Below are 19,213 nucleotides of genomic sequence, written 5' to 3'. Positions count from 1 at the left end.
GAAGTAACTTAATTTTCAACCTTTTTTTGTGATAAAAACAACAGTTTATTGGGAGAGTTTTAAGAAACTTCTCTTATAATTTTGCATTTGTTAAATAATGAAAAATTTGAGTACCTTATTAAAAAAAACGAACACTACCATTATAGTCCATAGTCTTATATGGATTTTCTTTTTGGTGATAACCTCTGTTCAATCTTACACTAGGTTTAGCACAATTCCGAATGAATTTTACATTTTAAACTTTATTTTTATTGCTGCTTTTTATCTGAACTACATGGTTCTTATCCCTAAATTCTTACTGAATAAAAAAATTATTTTATACATTATTATTTCTGTTGTAATTATATTTTCTATAATTTTTATTATTGAGTCTTTCTTAAAATTCTCTGTAAGACCTTCTTTTATCGAAAGAGATTTTCATCAGAATTTTAGAAGAGACAGAACAAATAGAATGAATTTAAGACCACCAATTTTACTACTATTATTTTTTGCTTTAAGTACTTGTATTAAACTTGTTTCAGAATGGTATAAATCTGAAAAAGAACGAACCATTGTTGCCTCTCAAAAAGTAAACTCTGAATTATCATTCTTAAAAGCACAGTTAAATCCTCATTTTTTATTCAACACTTTAAATAGTATTTATTCTTTAGCCAATAAAAAATCTGATGACACCACCGTTGCCATCGTTACCCTTTCTGAACTGATGCGCTATATGATTTATGAAGCTAATGAAGATTTTATTTGCTTAAAAAAAGAAATAGAATATATAAAAAATTATATCTCTTTACAATTATTAAGACTTAAGGATTCTAGTGGTGTAAAAATAAATGTTCATGGAAATTTAAACTATAAAATAGAACCTTTACTGCTTATTTCTTTTATAGAAAATGCCTTTAAATACGGTACTGATTATAAAGGAAAAACAGATATTACCATAAAAATAGCAACCAATAATGATCAATTACATTTAATTGTACACAATTTATCGTCGCTACAAAACACCTTAAATAAAGACTCTGGTATTGGTTTAGAAAACATACAAAACAGATTGAATTTGTTGTACCCGAACGCACATACTTTAGAGATTACAAACACAAAAAAATCATTTGAAGTAAATTTAAAAATCAACTTAAAAAAATAAAAAATGAAGTGCATAATTATTGATGATGAACCGCTGGCTTTAGAATTATTAGAAGACTTTATTTCTAAAGTTCCGTTTTTAGAATTGGTAGGTTCTTGCTCTAATGGTTTTGAAGCAGCCACCATTTTACAAACACAAAAAGTAGATTTAATATTTACAGATATAGAAATGCCAGATTTTTCTGGAATCGATTTTATAAAATCTTTAGACAACAAACCGCTGTTTATTTTTACAACCGCTTACTCTCATTATGCCGTAGAAGGTTTTAATTTAAACGCTATTGACTACCTTGTAAAACCCATTCCTTTTCATAGATTTTTAAAAGCAGCTACAAGAGCACAAAGTTTATTAAAGGTTAAAACGGAAGAAGAAACACCTATTACAAATCTAGAGACAACTCCAGAATTTATTTTTGTAAAATCTGAATACGAGAATTTAAAAATAAACTTAGCAGATATAAAATATATAGAGTCTTTAAAAGATTATATTAAAATACACACCCATAGAGAAAAACCTATTTTAACACTAAGTAGCCTTAAGAGTTTTGAAGAAAAATTAGGTAAATTAAATTTTATACGTGTTCATAAATCCTACATTGTTTCTTTAAAACACATTTACTCTGTACAGAGAAATAGAATTATTATTGATAATAATTGGATTCCTATTGGGTTAAATTACAGAGATGATTTTATTAAAAAAATAGACAATTAATATTAGAGCTCTATCGTTCTAAAAGTTAAATTAATTCTAGGTGAGTTTACTTTTTTAGTTGGCGGTAATCTGTGCAACCAATTGGTTTGTGTTCCTTTTTTCATAACCAGTAAACTACCTTTCTCTAGAATAATATCTATTCGTTGTTTGTTCTCTTTGTGCTTAAAAGAAAACTTACGTGCTGCTCCTAAAGACAAAGAAGCAATAGCTCCGTCTTTCTTCAGCATTTTTTCTCCGTCAGAATGATATGCCATTCCTTCATCACCAGAATGGTATAAATTTAACAAGCAAGCGTTGTAAGTTTCTCCACTTTCTTGCTCTACTATTTCTTTAAGTTCTAGCAATTCTTTGGTAAAAATATTGGCTGTTTTTGTTACTTTAGAATAGGTATAAGAATATTCAGACTCTCCATACCAAGCTACTTTTCTTTTAGTAAGTATCTTTTTACCAAAAACAATAGCTTCATCATTTTTAAACTGAATGGTTTCTAATAACTTTTGATAATAAAACGCACACTGCTTTGCATTTAAAATTATTCCGTAATAATTTGTAACTCCATCAAACGGTAAAATATTTTTTATTCTTTCTGAAGAAAATAAATCCATAAAATAAAAATACAATTTTAACTTGAATTGATTACTTTTAAAAAGTCAAAAAAAAACACTAATTTACATGCACAATAACTTGATAATATTAGCTGGCGGAGCTTCTTCTAGAATGAAAAAACCAGCAACTTCTAAAACCATAAATTCTGATGAAACTGCACAAGCAAACAACAGAAGTAAAAGTTTAATTAGTTTAGATAATACAGGGAGACCTGTGTTAGATTATCTGTTATACAATGCAAAAAAAGCGGGTTACAAAAACATCTATATTGTTATCAATGAAAAAGGTGGTTTGTTTAAAGAGTTTTATGGAAGCAAAGATAAAAACAACGATTTTAACGGATTAAACATATCTTTTCCAATACAATACATACCTAAAGACAGGGTTAAACCTTTTGGTACTGCAGATGCTCTTTTGCAAGCTGTAGAACAATTTCCAGAATTGAACAATCAATTTTATACGGTTTGCAATAGCGATAATTTATACTCTACAGAAGCATTGAGCTTACTTAGAAAAACTGAACATAAAAATGCTTTTATCAGTTATAATAGAGACACTTTAGAGTTTCCGTTAGAACGAATTTCTAAATTTGCTTTAACCAAATTAAATGCAGAAAATAACCTTATCAATATTCTTGAAAAACCTTCTGAAAAAGAAGTGCCTAATTTTTATGACAGAGACGGTAAACTAAGAGTAAGTATGAATATCTTTAAATTTGATGGAAAAGAATTTTATCCTTTTTTAAAGAACTGCCCCGTGCATCCTATTAGAAATGAAAAGGAAATGCAAACTTCACTTTTAAATTACATTACAGAAACTACCAATAAAGTTGTAGGAATTCCACTTTCCGAACACGTACCAGATTTATCTTCTAAAGACGATATTGTTACTGTAAAAGCATATTTAAAAAAGCATTACGCACTATTAGATTGGAATTTCATTTACAAGAATTAATGCCACTCTTAACATTTACTTTCTAAAAGAATAATTCTTTAATTCCAGTATTATTAAAAAGACAATATTCATCTAAGTAATTGTATGTTTTTTTTAAATAAAAACTCTTAGGATATCAACTTATCTGAAGGACTTTTTTTTTACCACAACCTTAACGACTTTTAATAATATCGAGTTTCAAACTCCTACATAGATTGAAAAGATCTGATAAAAATCGGTATCTATAATATTCTTAAAATTAGAATATAATTAATTCAACCTTATTTAAAAGAATAAAATTTCTTCTTAAATAATTTTATTTTATAAAACAACAAAGTCTATAAAATACATAAATCAAGCCTCTATTATATTCATAATAAAACACCTCTGCAAGTAATTTTTTAGAAGGTTAGATGGCCTATAAAAATGCATATATGTTTAAATTATACATATTATTGCATATTATGGATAAAATTTTACTCAGTTATATTTATAAGTTTGCTTGGTGGCTTTTTTTAGCCAACAGATTACTAGCAGAAGAAGTTTAAAAATTATCTTATTTTTTTGACTTCATACATTATAAAAACAATTAACTAAAAAATATTTTATGCAGCAATTTGAACAGTATATCAACGGAAAATTTGTAAAGTCTACCTCTACAGAAGTAATTGAAATTTTAAACCCTTGTACCGAAGAAGTTTTATCATTAATGCCTATAGGTAGTGTTAAGGATGCTCAATTAGCTTTAGAAGCAGCACAAGCTTCTCAACACGCTTGGAAATCACTTCCTGCAATTCAAAGGGCTAATTATTTAACTAAAATGGCCACTGTTATTCGTGAAAACAGAGTTTTTTTAGCAAGAACTTTAGCTGCAGAACAAGCAAAAGTAATTGGCTTAGCACAAGTAGAAATTGATGTTACTGCAGATTATTTTGATTATTACGCAGGTTTTGCAAGAAGAATAGAAGGAGAAATTATACAAAGTGATCGTAGCAAAGAACACATCTTTTTACACAAGGCACCCATTGGAGTAGCTGTAGGTATTTTACCTTGGAACTTTCCATTTTTTGTAATGGCAAGAAAAGTAGCTGGTTCTTTAATTACAGGAAATACTTGTGTCATAAACCCAAGTTCTATTGCGCCTAACACTGTTATGGAATTTGCTAAATTAATAGAAGCAATAAAGATTCCTGCAGGTGTATTAAATTATGTTTGTGGTAAAGGTAGCATTGTAGGTAATGCACTCTCTAAGAGTCCTATTACAGGTATTATTAGCTTAACTGGTAGTGTTGGTGCTGGTCAAATGGTTATGGAAGCTGCCTCTAAAAACATCACTAAAGTTTCTTTAGAGCTAGGTGGTAAAGCGCCTGCTATTGTGTGTGCAGATGCTAATTTAGAATTGGCTGTAAACGCAGTAGTAAGCTCTCGTTTTATTTTTAGCGGGCAAGTATGTAACTGTGCAGAACGTGTGTATGTAGAAGAATCTATTCACGATCAATTTTTAGAAATGATAACTTCTAAAATAAATGATCTTAAAGTAGAAGATGCATTTTCTGAGAACAATCCAGATATGAGTGCTTTGGTTTCTAAAGCGCAACTAGATAAAGTTTCTGAAATGATAGAATATGCTAAAAAAGAAGGAGCAGAAGTATTAGTTGGTGGATCTAGATCTTCACAATTTGATAAAGGATATTTTTATCAACCTACTTTATTAACCAACGTAAAACAAGACATGCAGATTATTCAAGAAGAAGTATTCGGACCTGTTTTACCAGTTATGAAATTTGGTACTTTAGATGAAGCAATTGCTTTAGCTAATGACTGTGAATTTGGATTAACATCTTCTATATTCTCAGAAAACTTTAATAAAGTAATGCATGCCGCAGAAGAATTACAATACGGTGAAACCTATATCAACAGAGAGCATTTTGAAGCTATTCAAGGTTTTCATGCTGGTTGGAAAAAATCTGGTTTAGGTGGTGCAGATGGTAAACATGGTATGGAAGAATATTTACAAACCAAAGTTATATACGCACAATACAGGTAATATCTCATAATACATTAGAAGCACTTTTATTTTAAGATCCCCCCAAGTTATAGATCTTTTAAAAGTGCTTCCTTTTTTTTTTAAAATTAAAACTTTATTTATGGCTGAGTCAAAAAAAATCCCCGTAGTTTCCAAGGAGGTTTTAATTCCTTTTATTATCATTACTTCACTTTTTTCTCTTTGGGGTTTTGCCAATGATATTACAAATCCCATGGTTGCTGCATTTGGTACCGTTATGGAAATTTCTACTGCCAAAGCTGCTTTGGTGCAACTTGCTTTTTATGGAGGCTATGCTACAATGGCAATTCCTGCCGCTTTATTTGTAAGAAAATACAGCTATAAAAAAGGAATTCTTTTAGGTTTATCTTTATATGCTATTGGAGCCTTATTATTTTTTCCGGCAGCACAATTTGAAGTCTTTGGCTTCTTTTTAGGTTCGTTATATATTTTAACATTCGGATTGGCTTTTTTAGAAACTACCGCAAACCCGTACATCCTTTCTATGGGGGATGAACGCACCGCAACACAGCGTTTAAATCTAGCACAAGCATTTAATCCTATTGGCTCTTTATTCGGAATGTTTATAGCATCAAAATTTATTTTGGTTGCCTTAGATTCTGATAAAAGAAATGAAGCTGGTGAGTTAATTTTTAGCACGCTAGATGAAGCTCAAAAAGCAGTTATTAGAACGCATGATTTAGCAATTATTAGAAATCCGTATGTAATTCTTGGCTTTGTTGTGATTGCAATGCTTGTTTTAATTGCCGTAACTAAAATGCCAAAAAGAAGTGCAAATACAACTTACTCTAGTGCCGCAGATTCTTTTAAAAGATTGTTTAAAAACGGAAAATACAAAGAAGGTGTTTTAGCACAATTGTTTTATGTGGCTGCTCAAATTATGTGTTGGACGTTTATCATTCAGTATGCAGGAAATTTAGGAATTTCGAAGGCAGAAGCACAAAATTATAATATTATTGCCATGTCTATTTTCTTAGGAAGTAGGTTTATCAGTACTTTTTTAATGAAATATATCAATGCAAAAAAATTACTGATGATTTTCGCACTTTGTGCGATGGTAACCATATCTGGAGTTATTTTAATTGAAGGAATTACAGGTTTATACTTACTGGTAGCAACCTCAGCATTTATGTCTTTAATGTTCCCAACTATTTACGGAATTGCCTTAGACGGATTAAGTGAAGAAGATTCTGCTTTAGGAGCTGCAGGATTAGTTATGGCTATTGTTGGTGGTGCTTTAATGCCAATTTTACAAGGATTAATGATAGATATGGAAAAAATTGGTCCGTTTAGCGGAGTCAACTTTTCATTTATATTACCTTTTATCTGTTTTTGTTTTATTGCACTTTACGGATATAGAACAATGAAAATTTATAAATAAAAATTGATATAATTTTTAATATTAACACACATGAAAGTAGGTCTCTTTATACCCTGTTACATCAATCAGTTATACCCACAAGTTGGAATTGCAACTATAGAACTTTTAGAAAAATTAAATGTTGACGTTGGCTATCCGTCAGGGCAAACCTGTTGTGGTCAACCGATGGCAAACTCAGGTTATGAATATGAATCTGTTGGTGCTTGTAATAACTTTGTAGACAATTTTAAAGAGTTCGATTATATTGTTACTCCTTCGGGAAGTTGTGCATATCATGTAAAAAAGCACTACAATATTATTCCTCAAACAACTGAAGTAACAAAGGTGAGAGATAACGTATATGAATTGTGTGATTTTATTTTAAATATCCTAAAAATAAAAGATGTAGGCGCTGCTTTTCCCCACAAAATTGGCGTTCATAAAAGTTGTCATGGTCTAAGAGGGCTGCGTTTAGGTTCTTGTTCTGAAGTTGTTGGTGAAAAATATTCTTATATAGAAGAATTGCTACAAGAAGTAAAAGGTGCCGAATTAACAACACTTAGTAGAAACGACGAATGTTGCGGCTTTGGAGGTACATTTGCTGTTACAGAAGAAGCCATTTCTGTTAAAATGGGAAAAGACAAAATTCAAGATCATTTAAATAGTGGCGCAGAAGTAATTACCGCAACAGATACGTCTTGCTTAATGCATTTAGAAGGATTGATTAACAGAAATAAGCAACCTTTAAAAGTTTTGCATATCGCAGAAATTTTAAATAGTAACATATAAAATACTATAAAAATGAGTCATTCAAAATTAGCAAGTATTTTTAATAAAGACGAAAAAAGGGTTGACTGGCATGACAAAGCCTTGTGGTTTGTACGTCATAAAAGAGATCTATCTGTTCATAATGTAAAAGGTTGGGAAGAATTAAGAAACCTAGGCCACGGAATTAAAGCACACATGCTGTCTAACTTAGACAACTATTTAATTCAGTTCGAAGAAAACGCAAAAAAAAATGGTGTACAAGTTCATTGGGCGGCAGATGCTGATGAACACAATAAAATTGTACTTCAAATTCTTAAAGAAAATAACGCTAAAAAGATTGTAAAAAGTAAATCGATGTTAACCGAAGAGTGCCATTTGAATCCATGTTTGGAAGCAGATGGAATTGAGGTTATAGATACCGATTTAGGAGAACGCATTGTACAATTAGCAAAAGAAACGCCAAGTCATATTGTATTGCCTGCAATTCATAAAAACAGGCATGAAGTAGATGAATTATTTCAAGAACATTTAGGTACAAAACCTTGTGATGGAGATCCACAATACTTAACAGGTGAAGCTAGAAAACATCTTCGTACAAAATTTATTCAAGCAGATGCAGCACTTACTGGTGTTAATTTTGCCGTGGCAGATACGGGAGGATTTGTGGTTTGCACCAATGAAGGAAATGCAGATATGGGCGCTCATTTAGCTCCTGTGCATATTGCTAGTATGGGCGTAGAAAAAATAATTCCCAAACAAGAACACTTGGGCGTATTTTTAAGATTATTGGCAAGATCTGCTACTGGACAACCAATAACCACGTATTCATCTCACTTTAAAAAACCGAGAAAAGGTGTAAAAATGCACATTGTAATTGTAGACAACGGACGATCTGAACAATTAAGTAGACCAGACTTTAGAGCATCCTTACACTGTATACGTTGTGGTGCTTGTATGAACACCTGCCCTATTTACAGAAGAAGTGGCGGTCATAGTTACGATGCTACCATTCCGGGACCAATTGGTTCTATTTTATCACCAGGAAAAGATTTAACAAAACACAGTACACTTCCGTTTGCATCCACTTTATGTGGCTCTTGTTCCGATGTATGTCCTGTAAAAATCGATATTCATTCGCAGTTGTACAAATGGCGACAAATAATCACCAAAGAAACACCTCAACCGTTTGTTAAAAAACAAGCCATGAAGGCAATGGGGAATATTTTTGCACACCCAAATCGTTTTGAAACTGTCGGTAAAATTGCACGTTGGTCTTTAAGAAATTTACCAAAAGCTATGATTAACTCTAAACCAAATGTTTGGGGACATACCAGAGATTTACCTTTAGGACCAGAGAAAAGTTTTGATCAATGGTTTAAAGATAGAGAGAACGATAAAAAAAGTTAAATTATGAGTAGCAGAAATCAAATATTAGACAGAATTAAAGCCAATAAACCGACACTTATTAATTTACCAAACATCAATATTTCTCTTTTTGATGAAGGCTTAGATCTTCTTAAAGAATTTACTAAAAAAGTAGAAATCGTTGGTGGTAACGTTGTTTCTGTAAACTCTAATCAAGAGATTGTTGAGCAAATAGATAAAACATTTACAGATGCCAAAGTAAAGTACTCTAATTTAGCAGATACCGCTTCTTTTAACACTATAAAACTAGCTACTTTACAGAAGCCACACGACTTAGAAGATTTAGATATTTTAATTTTAGAAAGTAAATTAGCCGTTGCAGAAAATGGTGCAATTTGGATCTCAGATTCAGAGATTCCTGTGCGTGTATTGCCATTTATTACAAAGCATTTAATGCTCGTTATTTCACAAAAAAACATTGTGCCATATATGCATCAAGCGTATGAAAAATTAACCAACCTAAATGCCGATTTTGGTGTATTTATTGCAGGCCCTTCTAAAACTGCAGACATAGAACAATCTTTAGTAATTGGTGCCCACGGCGCCTTAAGTCTTACTGTATTTTTAAAAGACTAGAATTTAATTTACAATGGCTTGCCCATGCAAAAAACAAGGGCAAGCTTCTTCATTTCAAACTTCCATTTATCTTTGTAAGAGACTCGTCACTCTCCTTTCTAATAAATACAATTTTCTGAATTTTATTTAAAATAACCTTGCAAAGAACAATATCAAACAAAAATTTTACATTTTTCACTACACATAAATACTTTCTTTAAGCATTTTTCCCTACTACAGAACGAAAAAAAAAACACAACAACCTAATAAACAACACATTGCACATTACTCATATTATGGTATAGGGATAATAGACTAACGTAAATCATCTGTAACTTTCCATAATTTAGCGTAAAATTAAAGGCATTATACAAAATCGGACATAACAGAAAAGATTCATTGAAAAAGTTTTATTAGGAAATTTTCTTTTTTCAATTATAATTTTTAGCGGCGTCCCCACAAAACTAAGCTCTTTTCTAAAATGTCCGTATTAGTATAAATATTAAAGATCCATTTCATAAAATGGAATTAAACCATATACATATTAGCCTATTTTTAAAACCAATTATCTTAAAAATATTTTTAATAAGATCATCAACTTTATCTAAAAGAATGAAGAAAAAAACTATCCTAAACTTGTTTAGTATTTTATGTGTGGTAAATATTTTAAATATTTACTCCAATAATGATAATGTAACAAAAAGTCTTACTAATAAAAAGGCAGAAAGCACAATAGTTGTTGAATCTAATAATCTTAATTCTTTACCAAAAAATAAAGTTATTCCCTTAGTAAACGATGTAACAAATTTTAGTAAAGTTGTTGTTAGCAGCAGTAGAAAAAAGGTCCTTGTAAAATATTATGATGAATTTAATAATAAAGAAAATGTAGTAAATACTACTACCTCTGATTATACGGAAACAAACAGTGATTCTGAATTAACTATTACTTCTCCTATACAAATTCCTGCAGGTAGTTATGCCGGAGCAAGACTAGAAACTACCTCTACCCTGTTAACCTTGTACTTTCCTGAAATAGGTTGACTAAAAATTAAACATTTAATTATAGTCACTTATGAAAACACAAAAACAACCCTAGCGAAAAAACGTACGAAAAAGCAACTTTAGAACTCAAATTATTCGCCGTAGACCAAATCTACTTTCTTCAAATAGGTTGACTCCTAGCTCAACCTCTAATAACTATTCGATTGTTAGTCTATAAACATTCGTATCTCTTTTAATGAAACCTAATTTTTGATATAGTTTATTACCAGCAACTCTATCTGGACTCGATGTTAAATTGACACTTTTAATTTCTTTATTAGCTGTATACTCTATAGCAAATTGAGTCAATTTCTCTCCCACTCCTTTGCCTCTTGCATCATTATCTACCACTACATCTTCTATCCAAACTTTATTACCCGTTGGAATCTTATTAAAAACAAGCGTTAGTGTACCTAATATATTATTGTTTTCTTCGGCTATAAAAAGTATTGTGTTGCTAGAATTAACAATATCCTCTATATCTTTTTGGCTAGGTAAAACACAACTAGTACTCAATTGCGGAATTAACTTTCTAAATGCTTTTAAAACATTTTCATTGACCGTTTCTAACTTATAAATTTTCATCACAATAAAATTGAATTTCTATTTTTTATTTACAAAGTCTAAATTTAAATAAAAAAATCGTTAATATTTGCTACGAAGTTGTCTATTAGCCTTTTTGACAAAAGGCTTCATTTTTAAGAATATCTTTATTTAATTAGAACCTAAATAACAATATTTAATAAATCTTATCAACGTAGAACGTTACTGAGATTGGATGACACACCTTTCTCAATACCAAAGAAAGATCGTTAAAATTTTTTCTTAAAATTATCAACCTCATTACCAAACGTCTTGTTTGATAGCGTTATGTACGTAATATATCGCAATAGAAAGGATACTTATCACTCACAAACCAGAGACTTCAAAGAGAATTATCTAACCATCTTTCTAGAAAAACACAATCATTATTTAAAATTATAGACGATAATTTTTAAGGTATTAAGCCTATTTATCTAACTCATAATTCTTGTAAGATGAAAGAATTTTTTATAATCTGCAGGAATCGTGTTTACATCAAGTAAACAACCTTCTTCTAGATAAGGATAAATATCTTGGTAAGTTTTTACATTATATAAACCTACTCTTTTACTAATATGATCTCTTGTTAAGTCACTTGGTTCATTTAAACCTGCAGCTGCAACCAGCTCTAAAAAACTATGAATGGTAGCATCATGATATCTTTTTGCTCTTGGTGCTTTATCTTCTACAACCAAACCTTTAACTAAAGACTTATTCTGAGTTGCTACACCAACAGGACAGGTATTTGAATTACATTGTAGGGCTTGGATACAACCAATTGCAAGCATCATTGCACGTGCACTGTTACAACCATCTGCTCCTAAAGAAATTGCTCTAGCCATATGAAAACCTGATATTATTTTCCCTGCAACAATTACTTTAATATCTTTTCTTAAGCCAAAACCAACAAGGGTATCATGTACAAAAATAAGTCCTTCACGCAATGGCATTCCCATAGAGTTAGAGAATTCTACAGGCGCAGCTCCAGTACCTCCTTCTCCTCCATCAACAGTAATAAAATCTGGTTGTATACCTGTAAAAATCATAGCTTCACAGAAATCCATAAACTCTTGTTTTCTACCTAAACATAATTTAAAACCAATAGGTTTTCCTTCAGAAAGGTCTCTCAATCTTTTAATAAAATACATAAATTCAATTGGATTCGAAAAAGCAGAATGAGATGGAGGAGAATGTACAGCAATACCAGGTTTTACGTGTCTTATTTTTGCAATTTCTTCTGTATTTTTAGAAGCTGGTAAAATTCCACCATGACCAGGTTTAGCACCTTGAGATAGTTTAATTTCTATCATTTTAACCTCCGGCTTAATAGCATTTTCTCTAAATGTTGTATCATTAAAAGTTCCGTCTTCATTTCTACAACCAAAATATCCCGTACCAACTTGCCAAATTAAATCTCCTCCATGTTCTAAATGATATTGACTAATAGCTCCCTCACCAGTATTGTGTGCAAAATTCCCCATTTTAGCACCTTTGTTTAATGCTAAAACAGCATTTTTACTTAAAGATCCAAAACTCATTGCAGAAATATTAAGTAAACTAGAAGAATAAGGTTGTTTACAGTCTTTACCTCCAATTAATAACCTTGGAAATTCTTCAATTTCTTTTGGATTATTCTTAGCGTACATAGAGTGCTCTAACCACTCGTAACCAGAGTGATACAAATCCATTTGAGTTCCAAAAGGTACTGTATCATTTTCTCCCTTTGCTCTTCTATAAACTAGAGATCTTAAAATACGGTTTAAAGGTCTACCCTCTGTATCTGTTTCTACAAAGTACTGCATAATTTCTGGTCTAATAGATTCTAGCATATATCTAAATCTACCTATCAATGGAAAATTACGTCTAATAGTACGTTTGGTCTGAAAAACATCAAAAACACCCAAAATAATTAATGGCACAATCAATAGAAATGACCAAACAATTGGAAACCAAAATTGAGCGATAAGAATAACAGCAGCTGTTATAAGAATAGAAATGATTATAAAATATTCACGAACTTTCATAAGATAAATTGATTTTGTTGAAATAGTTTACTTAAAAAATAATTTTTATTGAATCAAATTTAACCAAAGGATTAATTGGTAAATCTATGAATTATATTATTCTAAAAAAAACAGTACCAAAAACCAAATTTCAGAATAAATAAATACTTTATAACACAAATATTATTAAAATGTAAAACCAAATAGTCAATTAATTTAAATACAACCTTTGTTCTTTTTTTAAAACCATTTTAGCCTACAATGATTCCTTAAAAGTTTATGAATATGATTCAGTTTTTATTTAAGAATATTTTAATAAATTTCAGTTCGCTTAATTACGAACCAATACTATATTTGTCTTTATTAAATTAAAATTGAACTTATGAAAACTAAATTAATAATAGTATTTACACTTATAGCAATGGTTACTATAAGTTGTAATTCTGAAAATAAAAAAAACAATGATACATTAGCAAATTCAATTACCGAAAAATATTGGAAGCTTAAAACCTTACAAGGTCAAGAAGTTATCATCACAGACAACCAAGATCATGAAATTTTTATCACTTTACATACAGATGAAAATAGAATTAGTGGTTTTGCTGGTTGTAATTCAATTTCTGGAGAATATATTTTAAAAGAAGGTAATAGAATTCAATTTAAAAACATGCTAACTACTTTAAAAATGTGCCCTGAGACAGTTGTTAATGAATCTCAATTATTGAAAGCATTTGAATTGGCAGACAACTACACTATTAATGATAATATCTTATCATTAAACGTTGGAAAAAGAGCTCCTTTAGCTGTTTTTGAAGCCATAAAAACAAAGTAAAAAACGCTACAAGTACACCATACATCAAAAAATAAGTATATTATTTAAAATCAGAAGTTATGATAACGATTCAAACAGCAAAATCAGAAGATTTAAAAGAAATTTTAGCACTTGAACAACTTGTTTTTAATACTGGTAGTTATCCTGCTTTTGTAATCCGTCAATTATTTGACATTTCCAATCATTTGTTTATTGTAGCTAAAGAAAATAATAAAATCTGGGGCTTTGCTATTGGTGCTTTAAATACGAATGAACAAAAAGGTTGGGTTTTGTCCTTAGGAGTGCATCCAGAAGCTAGAGGAAAACAAATTGGGAAACTACTAACCAATAAATTAGTAAGCCTTTTAAAAACGGACAACTGTTTAGAAATATGCTTAACAGTCCATCCTGAAAATGCTGCAGCAATTAAAATTTATAAAGAATTAGGTTTTAAAGGTGAAACAGTTTTAGAAGATTATTTTTTAGAGAATGAAAAAAGAATAATTATGACATTAAAAAACGATGCAACTTAAGAGAACATCTAATAAAGAAGACAAACTAAGACTTTTTTATATAGTATATTTGAATACAAATAAACTCTAAATAATCATGTTTAAGAGTTGTATTTTATAAGTAACCGTTACTGAAAAGTAACTGCTTTATTCTTTTTAAATTATGAAGAATTTTATAAATAATAAATGGTTTTTACTGCTTGTAATTGCATTAACTTGGGGTAGCTCGTTTATGTTGATTAAAAAATCATTAGTAGTTTTTACTCCCTATGAAATTGGAGCGATACGTGTTGTTGGTTCTGGTCTTTTATTAGGTTTTATTGGCATTCCTGCACTTTTTAAAATGACTAAAAAAACAATAATATGGGTAACTATTGCTGGTTTTTTTGGTAATTTTTTACCGATGTATTTATTCCCTATTGCTCAAACACAAGTTAGTAGTTCTTTAGCTGGAATTTTAGACTCTTTAGTTCCCATTTTTGTATTGGTTTTTGGTTTTTTAATATTCGGTATTACAAGTAAAAAAACGCAAATACTTGGTGCCATAATTGGTTTTTTAGGTGCTGCAAGTATTATCTATTTTTCTGAAGCCAATACAGAAGATTCTAATTTTTGGTATGTCATGTTGGTTGTATTAGCTGGTGCATCTTATGGCGTAAACGCAGTGGTTATTAAAGAAAGAATCCCGAATGTAAATGCTATAAAATTAACTGCTGCTGTCTATTCTATTTGGGCAATCCCCTCTTTAATTATTTTATACTTTACGGGGTTTATTCAAAATTTTGAAATGAAACCAGAATTTACTGAACCAATAAGTTATCTCGCTTTTTTAACCGTGTTTGGTACCGCAATTGCCATGTTATTGTATTTTAAATTAATACAAGATACATCTGCCGTTTTTGCAAGTACTGCAAGTTATTTATTACCAATAGTTGCTGTTATTTGGGGTGTTTTAGATGGTGAAAAATTTACTTTTTGGTATGTTTTTGGTGGTTTATTAATTTTAATAGGCATTTATTTAATTAGAGAGAAAAAGAAAGATCCAAAGTTAGTTCCTCGTGGATAGATCTAATTGCCTGCAAAAACAGAAAACACTTAGATTTTCATAAATGGTTAATTGACCATGACGACTTAAAACTGAACCTTGATCATGCAGATTTTAAAATAGTCTTTAGTAAAGACTTCTTAACGTTATCTGATTGCCTTAACTTAAATGTAAATGAGGTTGCAGAAATATTTAAGAAATGGCTAAAAAAAGATGCTCTTAAACCTCATCTATTTTAAATTTTATGAGGTTTTTAAATTAAACTGAATGCTATTTTACGTTGTTTACGAATAAAAGTATTCCTTTAAAAACTTATATTAGCAATTATAAAATTCACTTTGTCCATTCTTTTAAATAGTATCAATTTTGAAAAAAATAAGCTTATCTATCTGTCTTTTTTTACTGATAACATCTTGCAATACAAGTAAAAAACAAACATCAGAAACCACAATTACAAAAAAACCAAATATTATACTAATCATGTGTGATGATATGGGTTTTTCTGATTTAGGAAGTTATGGTGGAGAAATTAAAACACCAAACATTGACCTTTTAGCTGCACAAGGAGTCCGTTTTAGTCAGTTTAAAAATACTGGTCGTTGTTGCCCAAGTAGAGCTGCTTTACTAACAGGTAGAAATCAGTTTGCAGCAGAAATGGGCTGGATGACTGTAGTTGATGAACATAGAGAAGCATATAGAGGTCAGCTTTCTGCTGCTATACCAACAATAGCAGAAATATTAAAAGAGAATAACTATTACACCTATATGTCTGGAAAATGGCACCTAACACTTGACGGTTCTTATAAAAAAGGAGCTGAAAAACCTAATGGAAGTTGGCCATTTCAACGTGGTTTTGATGAATCGTATGCCGGTTTATCTGGTGGTGGAAATTACCGAAAAGTAAGTGGATTAATAAAAAATGAAACCGTTATTACTGATTTTTCAGACGATTATTATTACACAGATGCTATTACAGAAAATGCACTAAACTTTATTGAAGGTCACAATACAGAAAAACCAATGTTTTTATATTTGGCACATTATGCTCCTCACAGGCCGCTTCAAGCACCTAAAAATAGAATTGATTCGAATAGAGAACGATACAAAGTTGGTTATGATGTTTAAAAAAAACAGCGCTATGACAATTTAAAGGAAAAAGGATTGATTACTTCCAGTCAAGAACTACCAGTTCATAATCAAGAATATAATAACAAACGTCCTTCTTGGAACTCTTTACCTGAAAATAAAAAAGAAAAATGGATTACAGAAATGTCTACCTATGCTGCCATGATTGAGGTTATGGATGATGGAATTGGAGAAGTAATTAAGGCAACCAAAGAAAAAGGAATTTATGACAATACTATATTTCTTTTTTTAAGTGATAATGGTGCGACCAAAGAAGGTGGAGAAATTTCTCAATTGGCTGCAGACCTAAGCAACACACCTTATAGAAATTATAAAACATCAACTTATATGGGCGGAACAAGCTCTCCACTTATTATACATTTCCCAAAGAAATATGCAAAATATCAAGGTGAAATAAGAAATAATTTAACACATATTATTGATATTCTACCAACTTGTTTAGACCTTGCTGGGGTTGATTATCCAGAATCATTCAATCAAAAAAACATAGCTCAATTTGAAGGAGCTAGTTTGGTAAGTGTATTAGAAAATAAAGACTTAAAAAAACGTGATCAATTTTTTCAACATCAACAAAGTTGTGCCATTATTTCAGATCACTGGAAACTAGTTCGTGGAAAACTTTCTGATCCTTGGGAATTAATCGATTTAGAAAAAGATCCTTTTGAACAACATAATATTGCTGTAAACTATCCTGATAAAGTAATTGAATTAGAACAAAAATGGAATGATTAGGCAACCGAAAACAATGTTTTCCCTCTTGAAGAAAGAGAATGGACCGATAGAATAAAACATTATAAAAAATTGAATCCTGATCAAGATGGAATTGATTAACCTCTTAATTCTACCAATTAGAAAATTTTAATTTTATACATAAAAAAGAAAGGGATTGTATTGCTACAATCCCTTTTTATATTCTTAGAAATAAAGAAAACCTAACGTAAAGTAATTTAATACTATTCCGTTTTAAAGCTGAAACACCTTATTTTAAACTAATATTTTTATAATGAAAACCATTTCTTTACCAACTCTTTTTCGATAGGCTTAACAGTCTTGTGTAAAAAATCGTTTTTAAGACTATCATACTTATAATCCTTAGACCATTCTTCAATATTATCTGACAATTCTTGTAGAGAATTACAAATAAAATTCAACTCTTCAGACGTTATTGTTGGGTGAATAGATAAACGAATCCAACCTGGTTTATCTGTATTGCAGCCAAGTAAAATTTCATCTTTTATTCTGTTAGAAGTTTCTTGATCTACATTCAATAAAAAATGTCCGTACGTTCCTGCACAAGAACAACCGCCTCTAGTTTGAATTCCGAATCTATCGTTCAATATTTTTACAACCATATTAAAGTGATATTTTTCAAAATAAAAAGAAAAAATACTTAATCTATCTGTATGGTTTGGAGCTAATATTTTTACTCCAGAAAGGTTATGTAATGTTTTAAATACAACTGCATTAATTTCATCTTCCCTTTTCTTAATATTTACAACTCCCATTTGGTCTTTCAACTGAATAGAAAGGGCAATTTTTATGGCCTGCATAAAACCAGGTGTACCACCATCTTCTCTTGTTTCTACATCAACAAAATAATCATGTTGTCCCCATGGGTTTGTATAACTTACTGTACCTCCTCCAGGGTTATCTGGCACCACATTTTTATACAATTTCTTATTAAAAACCAAAACACCAGAAGTTCCTGGGCCTCCTAAGAACTTATGCGGAGAAAAGAAGATGGCATCTAACTGTTCTTCTTCATTTTCTGGGTGCATATTAATATCTACATAAGGAGCACAACAAGCAAAATCTACAAAACAAAGTCCGTTGTATTTATGTATTAATTTGGCAACTTCGTGGTATGCCGTTTTAATACCAGTAACATTAGAACAAGCAGTTATAGAAGCTATTTTTATTTTTCTGTGTTCGTATTTCTTAATACATTCTTCAAATTTCTTTATACATAACAAACCTTCATCATCACAAGGAACGACCTCTACATCTGCAATTGTTTCTATCCAAGAAGTATGATTAGAATGGTGTTCCATATGAGAGACAAAAACAATAGGTCTAATTTCATCTGGAATATTTGTATGTTCTTTTAAATTCTCTGAAACTTTTAAACCTAAAATTCTTTGAAATTTATTTACTACACCTGTCATTCCTGTACCAGAAGTAATTAAAACATCATTTTCATTTGCATTTACATGACGTTTAATAATGTTTCTAGCTTCATGGTAAGCTAAAGTCATAGCAGCACCAGAAGTAGAAGTTTCTGTATGTGTATTTGCTATAAATGGTCCAAATTCATTGATTAACTTTTCTTCAATAGGACGATATAACCTTCCACTGGCAGTCCAATCTGTATAAATTAATTTTTGTTCTCCATAAGGAGATTCAAAGGTTTGGTTAATACCAACAATATTTACTTTAAACTGATTGAAATAATTTTCTAAATCAGTTTTTACTATTCTATTTTTATTTTCAGAAATCATAATTATGATAA

At 30.3% G+C, this 19,213-nt stretch carries 16 protein-coding genes and 1 pseudogene; 13 read left to right on the top strand and 4 right to left on the bottom strand.

The window, feature by feature from the left end; all coding sequences use genetic code 11:
• Positions 1–106: 106 nt before the first annotated feature.
• Positions 107–1,141: a histidine kinase gene (locus WG945_RS15175; RefSeq protein WP_197482109.1), complete on the top strand. Its 1,035-nt coding sequence runs from the start codon at positions 107–109 to the stop codon at positions 1,139–1,141.
• Positions 1,142–1,144: 3 nt separating this feature from the next.
• Complete coding sequence (locus WG945_RS15170) at positions 1,145–1,852, top strand: LytR/AlgR family response regulator transcription factor (protein ID WP_068451659.1); 708 nt, start codon at positions 1,145–1,147, stop codon at positions 1,850–1,852.
• A 2-nt stretch (positions 1,853–1,854) separates the two neighbouring features.
• On the opposite strand, the gene WG945_RS15165 is transcribed toward WG945_RS15170, so the two are convergent.
• The gene (locus tag WG945_RS15165) at positions 1,855–2,457 is read right to left on the bottom strand and encodes an alpha-ketoglutarate-dependent dioxygenase AlkB family protein (protein WP_068451657.1); all 603 of its coding nucleotides are present in this window, start codon (positions 2,455–2,457) and stop codon (positions 1,855–1,857) included.
• Between the two features lie 67 nt (positions 2,458–2,524).
• Here WG945_RS15165 and WG945_RS15160 point away from each other — a divergent pair, with 67 nt between their 5' ends.
• From WG945_RS15160 to WG945_RS15130, 7 genes are all read left to right on the top strand, one after another.
• The gene (locus WG945_RS15160) at positions 2,525–3,412 is read left to right on the top strand and encodes a sugar phosphate nucleotidyltransferase (protein ID WP_068451655.1); all 888 of its coding nucleotides are present in this window, start codon (positions 2,525–2,527) and stop codon (positions 3,410–3,412) included.
• A gap of 586 nt (positions 3,413–3,998) precedes the next feature.
• Complete coding sequence (gene aldA, locus WG945_RS15155; protein WP_068451653.1) at positions 3,999–5,438, top strand: aldehyde dehydrogenase; 1,440 nt, start codon at positions 3,999–4,001, stop codon at positions 5,436–5,438.
• A 100-nt stretch (positions 5,439–5,538) separates the two neighbouring features.
• The gene (fucP, locus tag WG945_RS15150) at positions 5,539–6,837 is read left to right on the top strand and encodes an L-fucose:H+ symporter permease (protein WP_068451651.1); all 1,299 of its coding nucleotides are present in this window, start codon (positions 5,539–5,541) and stop codon (positions 6,835–6,837) included.
• 30 nt (positions 6,838–6,867) lie between these two features.
• A complete protein-coding gene (locus tag WG945_RS15145; protein ID WP_068451648.1) occupies positions 6,868–7,605 on the top strand; it encodes a (Fe-S)-binding protein in 738 nt (245 codons plus the stop codon).
• A gap of 12 nt (positions 7,606–7,617) precedes the next feature.
• Positions 7,618–8,991 carry a lactate utilization protein B gene (locus WG945_RS15140; protein WP_068451645.1) on the top strand — a complete coding sequence of 458 codons (1,374 nt, stop codon included), beginning with the start codon at positions 7,618–7,620 and terminating at the stop codon, positions 8,989–8,991.
• A gap of 3 nt (positions 8,992–8,994) precedes the next feature.
• Positions 8,995–9,585: a LutC/YkgG family protein gene (locus tag WG945_RS15135; RefSeq protein WP_068451643.1), complete on the top strand. Its 591-nt coding sequence runs from the start codon at positions 8,995–8,997 to the stop codon at positions 9,583–9,585.
• A 591-nt stretch (positions 9,586–10,176) separates the two neighbouring features.
• On the top strand, positions 10,177–10,605 hold the full coding sequence (locus tag WG945_RS15130; RefSeq protein WP_068451641.1) for a hypothetical protein: 429 nt from the start codon (positions 10,177–10,179) through the stop codon (positions 10,603–10,605).
• Between the two features lie 156 nt (positions 10,606–10,761).
• Here WG945_RS15130 and WG945_RS15125 read toward each other — a convergent pair whose 3' ends face one another.
• Positions 10,762–11,190: a GNAT family N-acetyltransferase gene (locus WG945_RS15125; protein WP_082864294.1), complete on the bottom strand. Its 429-nt coding sequence runs from the start codon at positions 11,188–11,190 to the stop codon at positions 10,762–10,764.
• Between the two features lie 431 nt (positions 11,191–11,621).
• Entirely contained in the window at positions 11,622–13,211 is a 1,590-nt protein-coding gene (locus tag WG945_RS15120; RefSeq protein WP_068451635.1) for an FMN-binding glutamate synthase family protein, read from the bottom strand.
• A 361-nt stretch (positions 13,212–13,572) separates the two neighbouring features.
• Here WG945_RS15120 and WG945_RS15115 point away from each other — a divergent pair, with 361 nt between their 5' ends.
• The 4 genes and pseudogenes from WG945_RS15115 to WG945_RS17795 all read left to right on the top strand — a co-directional run bounded on the left by WG945_RS15115 (position 13,573) and on the right by WG945_RS17795 (position 17,436).
• Positions 13,573–14,022 (top strand): META domain-containing protein, encoded by a 450-nt coding sequence (locus WG945_RS15115; RefSeq protein ID WP_068451632.1) that lies wholly within the window; start codon positions 13,573–13,575, stop codon positions 14,020–14,022.
• A gap of 59 nt (positions 14,023–14,081) precedes the next feature.
• On the top strand, positions 14,082–14,534 hold the full coding sequence (locus tag WG945_RS15110) for a GNAT family N-acetyltransferase (protein ID WP_068451629.1): 453 nt from the start codon (positions 14,082–14,084) through the stop codon (positions 14,532–14,534).
• Positions 14,535–14,676: 142 nt separating this feature from the next.
• The gene (locus tag WG945_RS15105; RefSeq protein ID WP_068451626.1) at positions 14,677–15,579 is read left to right on the top strand and encodes a DMT family transporter; all 903 of its coding nucleotides are present in this window, start codon (positions 14,677–14,679) and stop codon (positions 15,577–15,579) included.
• Between the two features lie 345 nt (positions 15,580–15,924).
• Positions 15,925–17,436: pseudogene (locus tag WG945_RS17795) on the top strand (arylsulfatase).
• A gap of 266 nt (positions 17,437–17,702) precedes the next feature.
• Here WG945_RS17795 and WG945_RS15090 read toward each other — a convergent pair.
• On the bottom strand, positions 17,703–19,202 hold the full coding sequence (locus WG945_RS15090; RefSeq protein WP_068451623.1) for an aminotransferase class V-fold PLP-dependent enzyme: 1,500 nt from the start codon (positions 19,200–19,202) through the stop codon (positions 17,703–17,705).
• Positions 19,203–19,213: the final 11 nt, after the last annotated feature.

The organism is Polaribacter atrinae (genome assembly GCF_038023995.1).
GTDB lineage: Bacteria > Bacteroidota > Bacteroidia > Flavobacteriales > Flavobacteriaceae > Polaribacter > Polaribacter atrinae.
The sequence above is the reverse complement of the archived record's forward strand: the minus strand, read 5'-3'. Positions and strand labels throughout refer to the sequence as shown.